This is a genomic window from Sphingobium sp., assembly GCF_049304695.1.
GTDB lineage: Bacteria > Pseudomonadota > Alphaproteobacteria > Sphingomonadales > Sphingomonadaceae > Sphingobium.
In genome coordinates this window covers 40,448-58,624 of sequence record NZ_JBAQOK010000090.1, presented here as the reverse complement: position 1 = coordinate 58,624, position 18,177 = coordinate 40,448, and the positions used below count along the sequence as shown (strand labels likewise).

16 protein-coding genes are annotated in these 18,177 nt (G+C 62.2%); 12 read left to right on the top strand and 4 right to left on the bottom strand.

The features are described 5' to 3' along the window. Positions 1-19 precede the first annotated feature (19 nt). Positions 20-568 (top strand): inorganic diphosphatase, encoded by a 549-nt coding sequence (gene ppa, locus WA070_RS17220; protein ID WP_422635130.1) that lies wholly within the window; start codon positions 20-22, stop codon positions 566-568. Between the two features lie 68 nt (positions 569-636). On the opposite strand, the gene WA070_RS17215 is transcribed toward ppa, so the two are convergent. Continuing rightward, positions 637-2,106, bottom strand: coding sequence for a PLP-dependent aminotransferase family protein (locus tag WA070_RS17215; protein ID WP_422635129.1), 1,470 nt, complete (start codon positions 2,104-2,106; stop codon positions 637-639). Between the two features lie 200 nt (positions 2,107-2,306). Between WA070_RS17215 and WA070_RS17210 the strand changes: the two genes are divergently transcribed. Beyond that, on the top strand, positions 2,307-2,813 hold the full coding sequence (locus WA070_RS17210; protein ID WP_422635128.1) for a DUF1993 domain-containing protein: 507 nt from the start codon (positions 2,307-2,309) through the stop codon (positions 2,811-2,813). Between the two features lie 27 nt (positions 2,814-2,840). Here WA070_RS17210 and WA070_RS17205 read toward each other — a convergent pair whose 3' ends face one another. Continuing rightward, positions 2,841-3,335, bottom strand: coding sequence for a hypothetical protein (locus tag WA070_RS17205; RefSeq protein WP_422635127.1), 495 nt, complete (start codon positions 3,333-3,335; stop codon positions 2,841-2,843). 86 nt (positions 3,336-3,421) lie between these two features. Here WA070_RS17205 and gyrB point away from each other — a divergent pair, with 86 nt between their 5' ends. From gyrB to WA070_RS17190, 3 genes are read left to right on the top strand one after another with little or no spacing between them, the layout of a single operon-like run. After that, positions 3,422-5,911, top strand: a complete 2,490-nt coding sequence (gene gyrB, locus WA070_RS17200; protein ID WP_422635126.1) for a DNA topoisomerase (ATP-hydrolyzing) subunit B — start codon at positions 3,422-3,424, stop codon at positions 5,909-5,911. A 3-nt stretch (positions 5,912-5,914) separates the two neighbouring features. Next, positions 5,915-6,490: a DNA-3-methyladenine glycosylase I gene (locus WA070_RS17195; protein ID WP_422635125.1), complete on the top strand. Its 576-nt coding sequence runs from the start codon at positions 5,915-5,917 to the stop codon at positions 6,488-6,490. Beyond that, positions 6,487-7,011, top strand: a complete 525-nt coding sequence (locus WA070_RS17190) for a COG3650 family protein (protein WP_422635124.1) — start codon at positions 6,487-6,489, stop codon at positions 7,009-7,011. Before WA070_RS17195 ends, WA070_RS17190 begins: the two co-directional genes overlap by 4 nt. Here WA070_RS17190 and WA070_RS17185 read toward each other — a convergent pair. Next, positions 7,008-9,419 (bottom strand): ligase-associated DNA damage response DEXH box helicase, encoded by a 2,412-nt coding sequence (locus WA070_RS17185; RefSeq protein WP_422635123.1) that lies wholly within the window; start codon positions 9,417-9,419, stop codon positions 7,008-7,010. The genes WA070_RS17190 and WA070_RS17185 overlap by 4 nt on opposite strands. Before the next feature lie 179 nt (positions 9,420-9,598). On the opposite strand from WA070_RS17185, the gene WA070_RS17180 reads away from it, so the two are divergent. From WA070_RS17180 to WA070_RS17170, 3 genes are all read left to right on the top strand, one after another. Next, the gene (locus tag WA070_RS17180) at positions 9,599-10,924 is read left to right on the top strand and encodes a cystathionine gamma-synthase family protein (RefSeq protein WP_422635141.1); all 1,326 of its coding nucleotides are present in this window, start codon (positions 9,599-9,601) and stop codon (positions 10,922-10,924) included. 4 nt (positions 10,925-10,928) lie between these two features. Next, a complete protein-coding gene (locus WA070_RS17175; RefSeq protein ID WP_422635122.1) occupies positions 10,929-11,858 on the top strand; it encodes a 2-hydroxyacid dehydrogenase in 930 nt (309 codons plus the stop codon). Positions 11,859-11,925: 67 nt separating this feature from the next. Continuing rightward, positions 11,926-13,788, top strand: a complete 1,863-nt coding sequence (locus WA070_RS17170) for an AsmA family protein (RefSeq protein WP_422635121.1) — start codon at positions 11,926-11,928, stop codon at positions 13,786-13,788. On the opposite strand, the gene WA070_RS17165 is transcribed toward WA070_RS17170, so the two are convergent. Next, positions 13,785-14,459, bottom strand: a complete 675-nt coding sequence (locus WA070_RS17165; RefSeq protein ID WP_422635120.1) for an HAD family hydrolase — start codon at positions 14,457-14,459, stop codon at positions 13,785-13,787. The genes WA070_RS17170 and WA070_RS17165 overlap by 4 nt on opposite strands. A gap of 98 nt (positions 14,460-14,557) precedes the next feature. On the opposite strand from WA070_RS17165, the gene WA070_RS17160 reads away from it, so the two are divergent. Genes WA070_RS17160 through WA070_RS17145 form a run of 4 tightly spaced genes read left to right on the top strand, consistent with a single transcriptional unit; the run spans position 14,558 to position 18,170 of the window. Next, positions 14,558-15,667, top strand: coding sequence for an ABC transporter permease (locus WA070_RS17160; protein WP_422635119.1), 1,110 nt, complete (start codon positions 14,558-14,560; stop codon positions 15,665-15,667). After that, the gene (locus WA070_RS17155) at positions 15,667-16,548 is read left to right on the top strand and encodes an ABC transporter ATP-binding protein (RefSeq protein ID WP_422635118.1); all 882 of its coding nucleotides are present in this window, start codon (positions 15,667-15,669) and stop codon (positions 16,546-16,548) included. The genes WA070_RS17160 and WA070_RS17155 overlap by 1 nt, the downstream gene beginning before the upstream one ends. A gap of 3 nt (positions 16,549-16,551) precedes the next feature. Continuing rightward, positions 16,552-17,514 carry an MlaD family protein gene (locus tag WA070_RS17150; protein ID WP_422635117.1) on the top strand — a complete coding sequence of 321 codons (963 nt, stop codon included), beginning with the start codon at positions 16,552-16,554 and terminating at the stop codon, positions 17,512-17,514. A 41-nt stretch (positions 17,515-17,555) separates the two neighbouring features. Further along, positions 17,556-18,170, top strand: a complete 615-nt coding sequence (locus WA070_RS17145) for an ABC-type transport auxiliary lipoprotein family protein (protein ID WP_422635116.1) — start codon at positions 17,556-17,558, stop codon at positions 18,168-18,170. The last annotated feature ends 7 nt before the right edge of the window (positions 18,171-18,177 follow it).

Genomic DNA, 18,177 nt, shown 5'->3' with positions numbered 1-18,177 from the left:
GTGCAGAAAAGGCGTTTCCATGAATATCGAAATGATCCCCGTCGGCGACGATCCGCCAAACAGCCTGAATGTCATCATCGAAGTCCCGGTCGGCGGCGAACCGGTGAAATATGAATTCGACAAGGCATCGGGCGCTTTGTTCGTAGATCGCATCCTGCACACGCCGATGCGCTATCCGGCCAATTATGGCTTCGTGCCGCACACGCTTTCGCCCGACGGCGATCCGCTGGACGCGCTCGTCATCGCCCGTTCGCCCTTCGTCCCCGGTTCGGTCGTGCGCGCGCGCCCGATCGCGGTGCTGAATCTGGAAGACGAAGCGGGTGGCGATGAAAAGCTGGTCTGCGTCCCCGACAACAAGACCTTCCCCTATTATGCCGACATCAGCGAAAAAGACGACCTGCCCGGCATCGTGATGGAGCAGATCGAGCATTTCTTCACTCACTATAAGGATCTGGAAAAGACCAAGTGGGTGCGGATCGGAACATGGGGCGGCGCAGAAGACGCCAAGCAGATCACGCTCGAAGCCATCGCCCGCTATCAGGCGGACAAGAAGAGCAAGTCAGCCTAAAGCCGAACTTGTCGAACATGAAAGGGCCGCGCGGTGATGATCGCGCGGCCCTTTTCTATGCGCCGATGTCAGATTAAACGGTCGGCATCCAATGCGAAGGCCAGCGGATCGCGCCCACGCGGCGTCCGCACATGCAACCGTGCATCGGCCTCCACCAATCGCGCGATCCCCACGTCCAGTTGCGCTTCGGGCAATGTGAAGGGCAGACGCAGGAAGCGCTCGAACGCGCCTCCGACGCCGAAGCGCGGGCCGGGCGCGACCCGCACGCCCAGGCTTTCGGCCATCGCCGCCAGTGCGCTCGCCTCCGCACGCGGCATTTCAGCCCACAGCGACAATCCGCCAGCGGGCGATTCGACATGCCAATGCGGCAGATGTGTCTCGATCAGGCCAAGCAAATGATCGCGGCGCGCGCGCAGCATGTCCGCCCGTTCCGCCAGACCAACATCGGCGTCGATCAGATGCGCGACCGCCAATTGCTCCATGACCGGGCTGGCCATGTCCATGGTGATGCGCAGACGGCCAAGCGCTGCGACCGTCTGCGCATCGGCGCGCACCCAGCCGATGCGCAGGCCACCCCAGTAAATCTTGCTGGCCGAACCAATGGTGATGACCTGCCGCCCCGACGGATCATGAATCGCGACCGGCGGCGGCGCGGGCGCGTCCAGACCCATCGCAGCCATCGTCTCGTCGACCAGCAACGGCGTATGACTACGCATGGCCGCCGCCGCCAGCGCGCGCCGGGTGCCAAGGTCCATGCTGCGCCCGGTCGGATTGTGAAAATCGGCGATGACATAGGCGAAACGCGGCGACGTCTGGCGAAACGCCGCCTCCATCGCGTCAATGTCCCACCCTTGGCGCGGCAGACCCACCGGCACCGGGACGACATGCGCGCGCTGCAATGCCTGGATCGCATTATGATAGGTGGGATGGTCGATCACCACCCGGTCGCCCGGTCCCGCCAGCCATTTGAGCAGCAGCGAAAAACCCTGCTGCGCGCCGTTGGTGACGATGATTTGCTCCGGGTCGGTGGGACAGCCGCGCCGCTCATAATAGGCCGCGATGGCCCGGCGCAGCACCGGCAGCCCCAACGGATCATAGCCCAGATCGCCCAAATAGGCCGGAAACATCTCCACCGCCGCCTGCACCGCGCGGGCAATGCCCGGCGCAGCGGGTAGCGCGGCATGAGTCCAGTTAAGCAGATTGCCGCCATTGTGCGCCGCGCCCTCGTCCGTCGCGACGATCGGCGCGATCCCGCTTGGCGGCAGACGCGTGACACTGCCCGACCCCTGACGGCTTTCGAGATAGCCCTCCTCGCGCAGCCGATCGAAAGCCGCAGCGATGGTGGTGCGAGACAGGCCCAGCGCGGAGGCCAGTTCGCGTTCGCCCGGCAGGCGGACGTTCAACCCGATCCGCCCGTCCAGTACCAGCATCCGTAGCGCCTGCGCCAATTGCTTATAGGCCGGTTCGCCGCTGTCCAGCGCACGCCAGGCACCCAGCAAGCGGAGCAAGGAAGGTGGACGAAGCAAAGAAGTGGACATGAGCCGCTCTCCGGCATGGGGTTGGGTCAAATCCAATTACGGCAAAATGGTCTCTTCAGAAAAGGCCAGTTGGTACAAACATGCATCGCTTTGGGCGGTCGATCATGAGCCACGCCATTGATACCGGCCCCCATCGCCATATCTAGGGGCGGGGGAGGCCAGCTATGTCGCCTTTCCGATATTCATGAGAGGGACATTCCGTGGCCACCCAATTATATGATCTGACCGTGCCGCTGTTCATACGCGGCCTGCGAAGCCTGTCCGGCCTATTGGACAAGGGCGAAGCCTTCGCGACGGACAAAGGCATCGATTCCGTCACGCTGATGCAAGCAACGCTGATCGAGGATATGAAGCCCCTCACCGCCCAGGTGCAGTTCGCCTGCGACACTGCCAAGGGCACGGTCACCCGGCTGGGTGAGCTTGAACCAGTAGCGATGGCCGATACCGAACAAAGCTTTGCAGAGCTGCAGGACCGGATCGCCCGGACCATCGTTTTGCTGGAAGCCGTGCCACGCGAAAAGATCGACGGGCGTGAAGATGCTCAGGTCGTTCTGAAAGTGCCGGGCGCCGAAATTCCCTTTACGGGGCGCAGCCATGTGCTGACCTTTGCACTGCCCAATTTCTATTTTCACGTCACGACCGCCTATGCGCTGCTGCGGCAGGCAGGCGTGCCAGTGGGCAAGATGGATTATCTGGGCGGCGTCTGACATCCAGCAGCTCAATTGAGCGAGCGCCTATCCGCCGATCAACCGGACATATGCGCTCGCCACCCATCCGCTGGCGCAAGTCCCGGCATAGGGCTGCTTGCGATCCACCGGCGACGACACGCCACAATCGACGCCTGGCGCATCCGTTTCGGCACCGGCTGCTGGCAGCACCACGACGCCCAGCCATTTCTGGTCGATACTGCGCGTACAGACGAAGGCCCGCTGCCCCTCGCCCAGTTGCGCCAACACCTTCGCGTCGGCGAACGGTGCGGCGCGCAACGCCAACCCGTCCGCCCCGCTGCGCGTGACCTGTCCCAATGTACCGCACGCGTCGAGGCGCGGCCCGTCCTCCCCTATGACGACAGGCCGCGCGACCGGCGCGTCCATGCGGCTTTCGGAGACATCCGCGCGTGCCGCCCCGGCCAGCGAACTGTTGGGCAATTCATCCGCCACCTCGCGGCTGTCCGAACAAGCGGTGAGCAGCAGGGCAGGCAAAAACAGGGACGCGATCAAACGGAACATGGCCCATGGGATAGACCGCCGCGACGCCGCGGGGAAGCCGCCATGTTTCGCTTTAGTTTTTAGGGCGCTTTCCCTATATGCTCGCCATGAGCGAAGAACCCGTCAACACCCCCAACAATAACGAATATGGCGCCGACAGCATCAAGGTGCTCAAAGGTCTGGATGCGGTCCGCAAACGGCCGGGCATGTATATCGGCGATACCGACGATGGGTCGGGCCTGCACCATATGGTGTTCGAGGTCAGCGACAATGCGATCGACGAAGCCCTGGCTGGGCATTGCGACCGGATCGACATCACGCTGAACCCCGATGGTTCGGTCAGCGTGATGGACAATGGCCGGGGCATCCCAACGGGCATCCATACCGAAGAAGGCGTATCGGCGGCCGAGGTCATCATGACCCAGCTCCACGCAGGCGGCAAGTTCGAGAATACGTCGGACGACAATGCCTATAAGGTATCGGGTGGCCTGCATGGCGTGGGCGTTTCTGTGGTCAATGCGCTGTCCGACTGGCTGGAACTGAACATCTGGCGCGATGGGCAGGAACATTGGATGCGGTTCCGCAATGGCGACGCCGAAGCACCGTTGAAGGTGCTGGGTCCGGCAACCGGCGGGCAAAAGGGGACGAAAGTCACCTTCATGTTCTCGACCGCCACATTCAAGAATGTGACGGAATATGACTTTGAAAAGCTGGAACATCGCTATCGCGAACTGGCCTTCCTCAACAGCGGCGTGCGTCTGTTCCTGACTGACGCGCGGCATGAGGAAAGCAAGACGGTCGAACTATATTATGAGGGCGGCATCGCGGCCTTCGTCAAATATCTCGATCGCAACAAAGCCGCGATGATGCCGGAGCCGATCGCGATCTCCGGCACGCGCGACGAAGTGACCATCGACGTCGCGCTGGAATGGAACGACAGCTATTATGAAAATGTGCTGTGTTTCACGAACAACATTCCGCAGCGCGACGGCGGCACCCATCTGGCTGCGTTCCGCGCTGCACTGACCCGCACCCTCAACAATTATGCCGAAAAATCGGGCATGTTGAAGAAGGAAAAGGTGTCGCTGACCGGTGAAGACATGCGCGAAGGACTGACCGCGATCGTGTCGGTCAAACTGCCCGATCCCAAATTCTCGTCCCAGACCAAGGACAAGCTAGTATCGTCCGAAGTGCGCCAGCCGCTCGAAAGCCTGATGGCCGACAAGATGGCCGAGTGGCTGGAGGAAAATCCTGGCCACGGTAAGATGATCATCCAGAAGGTGATCGATGCCGCCGCCGCGCGAGAAGCCGCCAAGAAGGCGCGTGAACTGACCCGGCGCAAGGGCGTGCTGGATATCGCCAGCCTGCCCGGCAAGCTGGCCGACTGCCAGGAACGCGATCCCGCCAAGTCGGAACTGTTCCTGGTCGAGGGTGATTCTGCGGGTGGTTCCGCCAAGCAGGGCCGTAATCGGCACAATCAGGCAATCCTTCCCCTCAAGGGCAAGATTCTGAACGTCGAACGTGCTCGACTCGATCGCATGCTGTCGTCCAAGGAGGTCGGCACGCTCATTCAGGCGATGGGCACCAGCATCCGCGAAGAATTCAACATCGAAAAGCTGCGTTATCACAAGATCGTCATCATGACCGACGCGGACGTCGACGGCGCGCATATCCGCACGCTGCTGCTGACCTTCTTCTACCGCCAGATGCCCCAGATCATCGAGAACGGGCATCTCTATATCGCCCAGCCGCCCTTGTATAAAGCGACGCGCGGTCGGTCCGAAGTCTATTTGAAGAACGAAGCGGCGCTGGAACAATATCTGGTCGACAATGGCGTCGATTCGATGGCGCTGGACGGTGGCGATGGCGGGCGGCGCACGGGCGACGATCTGCGCAGCTTGATCGAACATGCGCGACGGATGCGCGCAGTGATGCGCTATGTGCCGCGTCGCTATAATCCCGCGATCATAGAGGCGCTGAGCCTCAATGGCGCACTCGATCCCGAACTGGATACCGCTGCGCAACTCGAAAAGCTGAACGCGACGGTGACATGGATGGGCGCGCAGGATGTCGAAGGACGCTGGACTGGCATGATTGCCGAAGAAGGTGGCTTCCATTTCCAGCGTCTCTGGCGCGGCGTTACCGATCACCATGTCGTCGAAGCGGGCTTCATCGGATCGGCCGAAGCGCGCAAATTGCACAGCATCGCGGCCGAAGATGCCGACAGCTACCACACCCCTGCCCGGCTGATCACGGTCAAGGCGGCCCAGGCTGCCGAGGAAGCGGGCGCGGACGACCTGCCTGCCGCTCCGGTCAAGGGCGCGGTCGTGACGCGGCCGAGCGAACTGCTGGAAGCCGTTTTGACCGCCGGCCGCAAGGGGCTGGCGATCCAGCGCTACAAGGGGCTGGGCGAAATGAACGCGGAGCAGTTGTGGGAAACCACGCTGGACCCGGACAACCGCTCGATGCTGCGCGTGCAGGTCGAACAGGCCGACATTGCGGACGAAATTTTCAGCCGCCTGATGGGCGAAGTGGTCGAACCCCGGCGCGAGTTCATTCAGGACAATGCGCTCAACGTCGCCAATCTGGACGTCTGATCCATGACGAAGGCGGATCGTCCCCGTTGCGCCTGGGCGCCACAGGGCGATCCGCTCTATCGCGCCTATCATGACGAAGAATGGGGCGTGCCGCAGCGCGATTCGCGTATGCTCTGGGAAATGCTGATGCTGGAGGGTTTTCAGGCGGGCCTGTCCTGGATCACTATCCTGCGCAAGCGTGATGCCTTTCGCGCCGCCTTTGCCCATTTCGATCCCGACGCCGTGGCTGCTTTCGGACCTGCGGATGTCGAACGGCTGATGGGTGACGCTGGCATCGTTCGGGCGCGGGCCAAGATCGAGGCGACGATTGCAGGCGCGGGCATCTTTTGCGCCATGCGCGACGCGGGCGAAGACTTTGCTGATTATGTCTGGGCCTTCGTCGATGGCACGCCTGTCCAGAATGACGGGACGACCTTCCCGACGCAAACCCCCTTGTCGGAACGGATTTCAAAGGATTTGAAACAACGCGGGTTCAAATTCGTCGGCCCGGTGATTGTCTATGCCTGGATGCAGGCGATCGGTCTCGTCAACGACCACGCCGATCACTGCTTTCGCCGGGAAGAAGTGGCGGCGACATGATCCGGGTCTGGCCCCTGCCCCTCGTCCTGCTGTTGGCCGCATGCGGCAAGGGAGACGACGCGCCTGTGGCAGACAATGCCCAGCCCGAATCCACATCGCCCATCATCATCCACAACATAGTGGACAATTCGGTAAGCCCCGAAAATCATTCCGAAAATGTTCCACGTGAAACAGCAACGCCGCGTCCCGCACCTGCAGCAGCGCCCGTCCCATCCCCAAAACCACGCACCGGCTATCATGCGATCGGCACCGAACCCTTCTGGGCTGTGACAGTCATTGGATCGACCGCTACGCTGGAACGACCGGACAAAGACCGTATACGTTTCGCTGTCAGCCGCAGCGCGGACCCGGTTGCGATCCGCTATCAGGGTAACGGCTTTGCCATGACCCTGACCCCCGGCCCATGTAGCGACGGGATGAGCGATTCGCTCTGGTCCGACCGCGTGGCCGTCGCCTTCGGAGAAGGAACGCTCAAAGGCTGCGGCGGCGTGCGCGAAGATATGCCAGGCGCCGGGCGCTAATCTTTGCGCATCGCCTGAGCGACCAGCGCCTCCGCCTCGATCAGCAGCGCATCCTCCGCCGCGCTTTGCGCCACCTGTTCCCGACCGATCAGGATCAGCACTGGCACAGCCAGCGGACTGACACGATCCAGTACCTTATGCAGCATGGTGGATGCCGCGCGATCGATCAGATCGCCCAGCCGCCCGACATCGGTCATCCGCGCGCGCGCATCGGCCCAGGCCGCCTTAATTAACAAATGGTCGGGCTGATATTTACGCAGGACGTCGTAGATCAAATCAGTCGAAAACGTGACCTGCCGCCCCGACTTGCGCTGGCCCGGATGTTGTCGTTCGATCAGGCCGGATATGACCGCCACATCGCGGAACGCGCGCTTGAGCAGGCTGGACTGTTCGACCCAATCGACAAATTCATGATCCAATATATCGGGCGAAAACAGACTCTTGGGGTCGGTGATCGGTTTCAGTCCATAGACCGCCAGCGCATAGTCATTGGCAACGAAGCCCAGCGGCATCAGCCCCTGACTTTCCATCCGACGCGTCAGCAACATGCCCAGCGACTGATGCGCATTCCACCCCTCGAAACTATAGCAGACCAGATAATGCCGCCCCTCATGCGGGAAAGTCTCGATCAGCAGCTCATCAGGATGCGGCAAGGCGGACCGCAACTGCTGCATCTCCAGCCATTCATGCACATCCGACGGAAAACGATGCCACTCCCCAGGGTCAGCCAAAAACCCACGCACCCGATCGGCCAGCCGCGTGGACATCGCCATCCGGCTCCCGCCCCAACTGGGCATCCGCGCCTGCTTCGTCGTCGCCCGCACGAACAGGTCGCTGCTGTCCATCCGCACGACTTCCAGCGCCATGCCGGAAAAGAAGAAACTGTCCCCCGGCGCAAGCTGCGCGGCAAACCCTTCCTCCACCGTGCCGAGCTTGCGGCCATTGTTGAACCGCACGGCCAGCGCAGGCTGATCGACGATGATCCCCGCATTCATGCGATGCTGCTGGATAAACCGCGGATGCGACACACGCCACATCCCATCGGCATCCTGCGTTAGCCGCTTGAACCGATCATAGGCGCGCAGCGCGTAGCCGCCGCCCTCGATAAAGTGCAGCACATGGGCAAAAGCGTCGGGCGTCAATCCGCTATAGGGCGTAGAGGACTGGAGTTCACTCAGGAGTTCGTCCTGCGCAAACGGCCCGGCACAGGCGATGCCCATGACATGCTGGGCCAGCACGTCCAGACTGCCCGCACGGAAATCATCGGCATCCCGCTCCCCCGCTTCCACCGCGTCGAGCGCGGCCCGCGCTTCGAGATATTCGAAACGATTGCCCGGAATGACGATGGCTTCGCTCGCGCTATCGAGCCGATGATTGGCCCGGCCGATGCGCTGGAGCAGGCGCGAACTGCCCTTGGGCGCACCCATCTGGATAACGCAATCGACATTGCCCCAATCGACGCCCAAATCGAGGCTGGCGGTCGCGACCAGCGCGCGCAACCTGCCCTCTGCCATCGCGCCTTCCACCTTGCGCCGGGCCTCCACCGACAAACTGCCATGGTGGATGGCGATCGGCAGATTATCGTCATTGGCGGACCAGAGTTCCTGAAAAATCAGTTCGGCCAGTCCGCGCGTATTGCAGAAAACAAGCGTGGTCTGCCGCCGCGCAATCTCCGCCATCACCTGCGGCGCTGCATATTTACCCGAATGACCGGACCAGGGGATGCGTCCTTCGGGAATCAGGATGGTGACATTGGGGTCCGCCCCCGCCTCCCCCAACACGCTCGTCACAGCATTGATGTCGCCATCGGGCGCCAGCCATGCACGATAGGCATCGACGTCCGCCACGGTGGCGGACAGCGCCACCCGGCGCAGAGCGGGATGGATCATCTGAAGCCGCGCGAGCGAAAGATTGAGCAAATCCCCCCGCTTTTGCGTGGCGAAGGCATGGACTTCATCAATGATGACGGTGCGCAGGTTGGCGAACAGCAAATGACTGTCGGGATAGGATAGCAGAAGCGACAGCGATTCCGGCGTCGTCAGCAATATATGCGGCGGGCGAGCGCGCTGCCGCGCCTTGCGATCCGATGGCGTATCCCCGGTCCGCGTCTCCACCCGAATCGGTAAGTCCATCTCCTCGATCGGCGTCAGAAGATTGCGCCGCACATCCACCGCCAAAGCCTTGAGCGGAGAGACATACAGAGTATGCAGTCCCTCCCCCGGATGATCGACCAGATCGGCCAGCGTCGGCAAAAAACCTGCTAGCGTCTTGCCCGCCCCCGTCGGCGCAACAAGCAGCGCATGCCGTCCCTCCCGCGCAGCAGCCAGCATCGCACGCTGATGCTGGCGTGGCGTCCAGCCGCGCTTGGCGAACCAATGTTCCAGCGGCTGGGGAAGGCGATCGTCCATGTCGAGCATGTAGGGACGATGCCCTGTCAGCGAAAGCCGCGCTGACTGCTGGAAATATAAGTGCGGCCAGGCGACATTTTCTTACGCAAACACTCTGGCCCTGCGCGATCACTCTCGCTTACACTGCGCCCATGACAGCAGCGCATCAGACGCTGCGACACCGCCAGGAGATTGAAGCAATGACCGACCTGACCGAAGCAGACCTTACCGGCGCAACGCCCAGCGGCAACCGCCGCCGCCCCAAGCCGCCGGTCATGGAGATTGATGGCCGAAAGCTGAAGCCTGCCACACTGATGATGGGCCATGGCTACGACCCAACCCTGTCCGAAGGGTCGCTCAAGCCGCCGATCTTCCTGACCTCTACCTTCGCCTTCGAAAGTGCGGCGGCGGGCAAGCGCCATTTTGAAGGCATCACCGGCATCCGGCCGGGCGGATCAGAAGGTCTTGTCTATTCCCGCTTCAACGGTCCCAATCAGGAAATCGCCGAAGACCGCCTTTCTGTATGGGAAGAAGCGGAGGATGCGCTGCTCTTTTCCAGCGGCATGTCCGCGATCGCCACAACTTTGCTGGCGCTGGTCCAGCCGGGCGACGTAATCGTCCATAGCGCGCCACTTTATGCCGCCACCGAATCGCTGATCGGGCGCATATTGGGCCGGTTTGGCGTGCAATGGCTCGATTTCCCGGCGGGCGCGACTGAGGCGGAGATCGGCGCTGTTATCGAAAAGGCCAAGGGGCTGGGCCGGGTAGCGCTGCTCTATCTGGAAAGCCCGGCCAACCCAACCAATGTACTGGTCGATCTGGAGGCTGTCGTCGCACGGCGCGACGCGTTGTTCGCGGGCGAAGACCATGTCCCGCCGATCGCGATCGACAATACCTTCCTTGGCCCCCTGTGGCACAAGCCGATCGCTCATGGCGCGGACATCGTCATCTACAGCCTGACCAAATATGCCGGCGGGCATAGCGATCTGGTTGCGGGCGGCGTGCTGGGGTCGAACGCGGCGATCAACACTATCCGCCTGATGCGCAACACGATCGGCACCATCCTCGACCCCCACAGCGCTTGGATGCTTTTACGATCGCTCGAAACGCTGGAATTGCGGATGAGCCGTGCGGGCGAGAATGCGGAAAAAGTCTGCGGCTGGCTGCGCGACCAGCCGCAGGTCGAAAAAATCGTCTACCTTGGGTTCCCAGAGACCGAGCGGCAGGCGGACATTTATCGCCGCCACTGCACGGGCGCGGGATCGACCTTCTCCCTCTATCTCAAAGGCGGGGAAACCGAAGCCTTCGCCTTCCTCGACGCACTCAAGATCGCCAAGCTGGCGGTCAGCTTGGGGGGAACGGAAACTCTGGCCAGCCATCCCGCCGCCATGACGCATCTCTCGGTCCCCGCCGAACGTAAAGCCGCGCTGGGAATCGGTGACAATATGGTCCGCATATCCATCGGCTGCGAAGATGCGGACGATCTGATCGCCGACTTCACGCAGGCACTGCGGGCGATCGGCTAAGCTCATGGCAAGCCCGTCCTTGCTGGTGGGACAGCCACTACTTGCTCCGCTGCTGCCAGTGCTGGCACAGACCTACGACGTCATCGCTCTATGGGACGCGCCGGGACCGGAGCGCCTGGCCACCGTGGATGCGCTGATCTGGGCAGGCGAATTTCCGCTCGACCGGACCTTGATGGACGCGATGCCGCGACTGGCGCTCATCGCCTGCTTCACGGTGGGCTATGACGGGGTCGATCTGGCGCTGGCCCACTCGCGCGGCATTGCCGTTACCCATGCAGGCGACGCCAACGCCGAGGATGTTGCGGACCATGCCATCGGCCTGATGATCGCGCATCGTCGCTGGATCGTGGAGGGCGACCGTCATCTGCGCGCGGGCCATTGGACGATCCAGGCGAAAACGCGCACCCATTCCATGGCGTCCGCCCGGCTGGGAATCGTGGGCATGGGGTCGATCGGCATCGCCGTCGCGCAGCGGGCGCAGGCGATGAAGATGCAGATCGCCTGGTGGGGACCGCGCGCCAAGCCCCAATTGCCATGGCCGCGCACCCAAGATTTGGGGGCTCTGGCGCGAGACAGCGACATCTTAGTCATCGCCGCCCGCGCCGATGAAAGCAATCGTCGCATGATTTCCGCTCCGATCCTCGACCTTCTTGGTCCTGAAGGGCTGCTGGTCAATGTCGCGCGCGGGCAGTTGGTGGACGAAGCGGCATTGATCGACGCGCTGAAGGCCGGGCGCTTGGGCGGTGCGGCAATCGACGTGTTCGATCCCGAACCTACCGATCCCACCCATTGGTCGAACGTGCCCAATGTCGTGCTGACCCCGCATATCGGCGGCGCGACGCACGAAGCCGTCGGCCGGATGGCGCAAATGCTGCTTGCCAACCTTGCTGCGCATTTCGGCGGCACCCCTTTGCCATCACCCGTACGCGACTGAACCATAAGCCAGTCCGTGCGTTAAGCGCGCCATGGCGAGATTTCAGCCGGATGGGGGGGGAGCGGCAATGGATCAGTCTGGATCGCGCGGGCGAGTGTGGATGATCCGTATCGGTTCTGGCCTGCTCCTGCTGGTCGGCCTGCTCACCCTGCTTCTTGCCATGATGCCATGGGGCCTGTTCAAGGATCGGATCGCGCAGCGCCTGTCCGACCGGATCGGCAAGCCAGTCACCATCACCACCATGGAGCGAGAAGATAGCCTGTCCCTGCATCCGGTCGTCAGATTGACTGGCATCCGGGTGCCGCAACCCGACTGGGCGCCCCAAGACATGGGCAACCTGGCGACGATCGGTGAAGCAAGGGTCGGCTTTTCCGCCATGGCGCTAATCACCGGCGGCCCGGTGCTGGAGACGCTTGACGTCAAAAAAGCCCATATCGCCCTCTATCGCGCCCGCGATGGACAGGAAAGCTGGACCGGCGAACGCAGCAAGGGCGATGACAGCCGTGGCAAGCGCCCCGCCCTCAGGTCTTTGAACGTAACCGACAGCCATATACTCTATCGCGATGACAAACGGGAGCGCTCCATCGACGCGAACCTGGCGGTCGATGCGGCGGGGCTGCGCCTGTCCGGCACGGGACGGGTGCGCGGCTATCCGGTCCGCGTCACGGCAAAAGGCGCGCCGATATTGGGCCATCGGCCCGGCACACGCTGGCCCTTTCGCGCGGACATTGCGGGCGACGCCGTCGGCCTGACGCTGGACGGCACAATGGACGGTCCACTCGATGTCGGTCATTTGCGCGGCAAGGCTACAGCCCATGCCATCGACCTCAAAATACTCGATGCGATCCTGGAAGCCGGACTGCCCGGCACACAACCGGTGCGCATCGTGGCACAGGTGGTGCGCGACAAGCCGGACTGGACAATTCAATCGCTCAAAGGGACGATCGGCCGTTCCGACATTGCCGGCCACGCCACCATCCGCAAACAGGACGGACGCACCCGTATTGACGGCGCGATCCGCGCCGCACGCTTCGATTTCAACGACCTGTCGTCGGATGAAGGACAGCGCAAGGCCGCCGCCAAGCGCGCACGGCTGGGCGACCGGCTGGTGCCTGATACCGCCATCGACCTGCATAATCTGGCGCGTACGGACGGGCGATTGGAATTGCAGGCCGACCGGCTGCTGTGGCCCGGTTCCAGTCCCTTCCGCGCGCTCAAGGGCGTACTGGCTCTGGACCACAGCCGCCTGACGGTCGCGCCACTGGCCATGGGCCTGACGCGGGGGACCATGTCGGGCCAGTTGGTCGTAGACCAGCGGTCTGGCGGCCCGACACTGGACATCAAGCTGGACCTGCATTCCGCGCGACTGCTCGACTTCTTTCCCAGGACGCACATCGACGGCGCTCTGGTCGGCCGCTTCGCCCTCAACGGACGTGGCAAGACGATTCGCGAGGCGATAGGTCGATCGAACGGCGTCGTCGCGCTGGTGGCCCGTGACGGCAGCATCCCCGCCCGCACGGCCGCGCTGATGGGGCAGGATGTCGGCAAGGCGTTGACACTCGACGCCACCAAGATGGCGACGCTGCGCTGCGCCGTGGCGCGCTTTACCGTGAAGGGCGGCGCAGCGCGTGCCGATCCAGTGCTGATCGACACGTCGCGGGCGCAGACCCGTGCAACCGGCGGCTTCAACCTTTCCAACGAAACATTGGACCTGACACTGAGCGGTCAGCCCAAACAGGGCAGCCTGTTGCGGATCGATGGCAGCGTGCCGGTGCGCGGCACGATCAAGGCTCCACATATCGTGGTGCCCGAAGGGGTGCGGTCAGCCAAGAATATCTTCAAGATGATCGGCAAGGCGATCGCAGGCGACAAACGTCCCAAAGCGACCGACGCCGATTGTGACGGCCTGGCACGCTCGGCGCTGCGTTAGTTCCAGTCCACCCGCGTCCAGCCACGCGCCGCCGCCAGCCGGGCCAGCCGCTTGTGCGGGTTGGACGCAAAGGGGATGTCGGCAAATTCCAGCATTGGCGCGTCCGATACATGATCGGAATAGGCGCGGATATGCGCCTGCGTCCGGTCGATCGCTTCTGCCGCCATCCATGCCTTGATCATGCGCAGCTTGCCGGTGTCGTAGCAATTCTCGCCCGCGATCCGCGCCCGCACATAGCGCAGATCCTGGCTCAGATGATCGGTCGCGATCACTGCGTCGAACCCCAGCCTGCGCGCGATCGGCTCGACATAGAGGCGGTAGGACGCCGTGGCGAGGACGAGCCGGTAGCCGTCCGCCCGGTCGCGCGCGATCTGCTCCACCGCGCCTGCGCGCAAATTGGTCGCCACGACCTTGTCGGCATAGCTTTCGACGTGCGGCATCAATCTGGCGCGCTCGACATTGAAGCCGATCATCAACGCCTGGTTCAGTTCCTTCAACCGCTGGCGCGAAATGAGCTTAAAGACATAAGCCAACATCAACAGCGCCACGACCGGCAGCAGCACCAGCCGCCATGGCGCCATAGCCCGCGCAACGTGGATCAGAAATCCCGTATAGGTGCCGGTGAAGGTCACCGTACGATCCATGTCGTAAATTGCCAGCCGGTGCGTCATGCCGTATCCGAAACTTTTCCGTGCGCCCTTCGTTCTGGCTTGCGGATGGGCTGTTTCGGCTTGCCGCGCAACCGATATTGGATCACTACTTCCAACGCATGAACAAAGCTGCCGATATAGCTGAAGAAACACGCGACGGCGGCACGGTCCTTCGCTTGTCGGGATCGTTGGCGATCGCCAACCTGCACGACCTTCCTGCGCGTCTGGACGCCATCGAAGGTCCGGTCAGCACGATCGACCTGTCTGATGTCGATCATATCGACACGATCGGTGCATGGGTCGTGCATCGCAATGCCAAGCGGTTGAATTGCGATATCAGCAGCGGGAGCGATGACGCCAAGCGATTGATCGAGGCGGTCGGCGCGCTTGATGAACCGGTGTCGATCCATCCCGATCATGTCCCTGCTGTCAGCCGCGTCGTCGGCCAGATCGGTGAAGCGGTCATCGCCGCAGGATCAACCATGCTCGGCCTGCTCGGCTTTTTCGGCAGTACGCTGGTAGCCAGCTGGAACGTCATTCGCCATCCGCATCGTTTCCGATTGAACGCTGTTGTGCAGCGTTTCGAAGTGGTCGGCGTCGCCGCTCTTGGCATCATCGGCCTGATGAGTTTCCTCATCGGCATCGTCATCGCGCAACAGGGTTCGGTGCAGCTGCGCCAGTTCGGCATGGAAATGCTGACGATCAATCTGGTCGGTCGCCTGACCTTCCGCGAACTGGGCGTGCTGATGACCGCGATCATGGTCGCTGGCCGGTCCGGGTCCGCTTTTGCCGCGCAGCTTGGCACGATGAAGCTGACCGAAGAGGTCGATGCGATGCGCACGATCGGCGTGTCGCCGATGGAAGCGCTTGTGCTGCCACGGACCATGGCGGTCGTCATCATGATGCCGCTGCTGAGTTTCTATGCCTGCATCCTGTCGGTGATTGGCGGCGGCTTCCTGTGCTGGATCGCCCTTGAAATCCCGCCGATAACCTTCATTCAGCGCCTGCGCGAAGTCGTACCCATCACCGATCTGTGGGTCGGACTGATTAAGGCACCCGTGTTCGGCCTCATCATCGCCATATCCGGCTGCTTCCAGGGTATGCAGGTGAAGGGCAATGCCGAGGAAGTCGGCCTGCGCACGACCGCCGCAGTGGTTCAGGCGATTTTCCTTGTCATCGTGATCGATGCCTTTTTCGCAGTGTTCTTCACATGGATAGGGTGGAACTGATGCCGCCTGAAGATGACATGGCGCAGGAAGTGCGCGTCGAGGACGCGATGGAACATAGCGAAATCGCCATTTCCGTGCGCGGCGTGCGCAACAGTTTCGGCGATCAGATCGTCCATGACAATCTCGACCTTGATGTGCGACGCGGTGAGATCATCGGCGTCGTCGGCGGATCTGGCACCGGCAAATCGGTGTTGATGCGATCGATCATCGGCCTTCAGACCCCCGATGCGGGTAGTATCGAAGTGTTCGGCGAATCGATGATCGGACGCGAAGATGGCGAGGCTCTGGCCATTCGCAAGCGGTGGGGCGTTCTGTTTCAGGGCGGCGCACTGTTTTCCACGCTGACTGTCGCGGAAAATGTCGAAGTACCGATCCGGGAATATTATCCCAATATCGGGCCACAACTGCGTGATGAGATCGCCGCCTATAAAATCCGCCTGACCGGATTGCCAAGCGAGGCCGGTCCCAAATACCCGTCCGAGCTATCGGGCGGCATGAAGAAGCGTGCGGGTCTGGCACGCGCTCTGGCGCTCGATCCTGACCTTTTGTTTCTGGACGAGCCGACCGCCGGTCTCGACCCGATCGGCGCGGCGGCGTTTGACGACCAGACGCGCAGACTGCAAGAAACGCTGGGCCTGACCGTATTTCTCATCACCCATGATCTCGATACGCTCTATTCCATCTGTGACCGGGTGGCGGTGCTGGCGGACAAAAAAGTGATCGCGGTCGGGACGATCGATGAACTGCTTGCGCTCGATCATCCCTGGATACAGGAATATTTCAACGGTCCCCGTGGCCGTGCGGCCACCGCAGCGGTTTCACGCGAAAAAGACCGCGAACAGAACAGGGCGGCACAAACCCCGCCGGACGGAAGGCGATAGGATATGGAAACCCGCTCCAACCATGTGCTGGTGGGCACGGTCACACTGCTGCTGCTGGCTGCGATCATCGCCGCCGCCTTCTGGTTCTCGCGTATCTCGGACGGCGAAAACAAGCAGTTCGACATCTTCTTCAAACAGTCGGTCAATGGCCTCGCCAAGGGATCGAGCGTCAATTATTCAGGCGTGCCGTCGGGCCAGGTGGAAAAGATCGAGTTGTGGAAGCGCGACCCCAGCTTCGTGCGCGTCCGTATTTCCGTGAAGGACGGCACGCCGGTCCTGCAAGGCACGACGGCGACGATCGCGGGCGTCGGCTTTACCGGGGTCAGCGAAATCGTATTGGACGGCGCGGTCAAGGGCGCACCACCGATCCAGTGCCCGACCGAAAACCCCTTGTCGGCCTGCCCCGATGGCATTCCGGTGATCCCTACCAAGCCCGGCGCGCTGGGTGAATTGCTTAATAATGCGCCGCAATTGCTGGAACGGATCACTACGCTGACCGAGCGGCTGACCGAATTGCTGAGCGACAAGAACCAGAATTCGATCGCGGGCATATTGGCCAATGTTGAGCGCGTATCGGGCGCATTGGCGGATCGCAGCCCCGAAATAGCTGCTACCTTGGCCGAGGCCCGCATCGCGGTGCAGCGGACGGGCGTCGCGGTCGAACAGATCGGCAAGCTGGCCGCCACGACCAACACCCTGCTGAACGATCAGGGCGTTCCGCTGATGGCGGACCTCCGCAAGACGGTGCAGTCCGCAAACCGCAGTATCGATACGCTCGACAAGACCATTGGCGAAGCGCAGCCGGGCGTGAAAGCGTTCAGCAACCAGACGATGCCTGAGGTCAACCAATTGGTCCGCGACCTGCGCGAAATGTCGCGCGCCTTCCGCGGTGTCGCCGAAAAGCTCGATCAACAGGGCGCAGGATCGCTGGTCGGTTCGCCCAAGTTGCCCGATTACAAGCCATGATAGTGGTCAAGACCCTGGCCCGGATGAGAAAGATGCCGACGATGCGCCACGCAAAATCAAAATCCACTGGTTCCATTCTGGCGATCTCCGCCGCCCTTTTGCTATCGGGCTGTGTATCCTTCGGTGCGAAGCCCCCTGCCCAGCTTCTGACACTTGATGCGGTGCAAAAAGTGCCTGCAGGCACAGTGCGCAGCGCCGGAGCAGGCCGCACCCTGATCGTCACCGATCCCGACGCGCCCAAGATGCTGGATACCGTGCGCGTGCCCGTGCAGGTGTCTCCCACATCGGTTGCTTATGTGACCAAGGTGCAGTGGGCCGACACACCCCGTCATTTGTTCCGCAACTTGCTGGCGGAAACCATTTCAGCATCGACGGACCGGATCGTCATCGATTCGGGGCAATTCTCCGGCGATGGTGGTCAGCGTCTGAGCGGCGAACTGGTTGCCTTCGGTATCGATGGCACCAGTCACAATGCCGTCGTAACCTATGACGCTGTGTTGATGACCCCGAACGGCGTCGCCATCGCCCGTCAGCGTTTTACCGCCACGGTGCCTGTCAGCGGCAAAATTGATCCCATGACCATCGGCGTTCCACTCAACGGCGCCGCCAACAAAGTTGCGACGGATGTCGCAACATGGGTGGCGCTCACTCGCTAAATCGGTG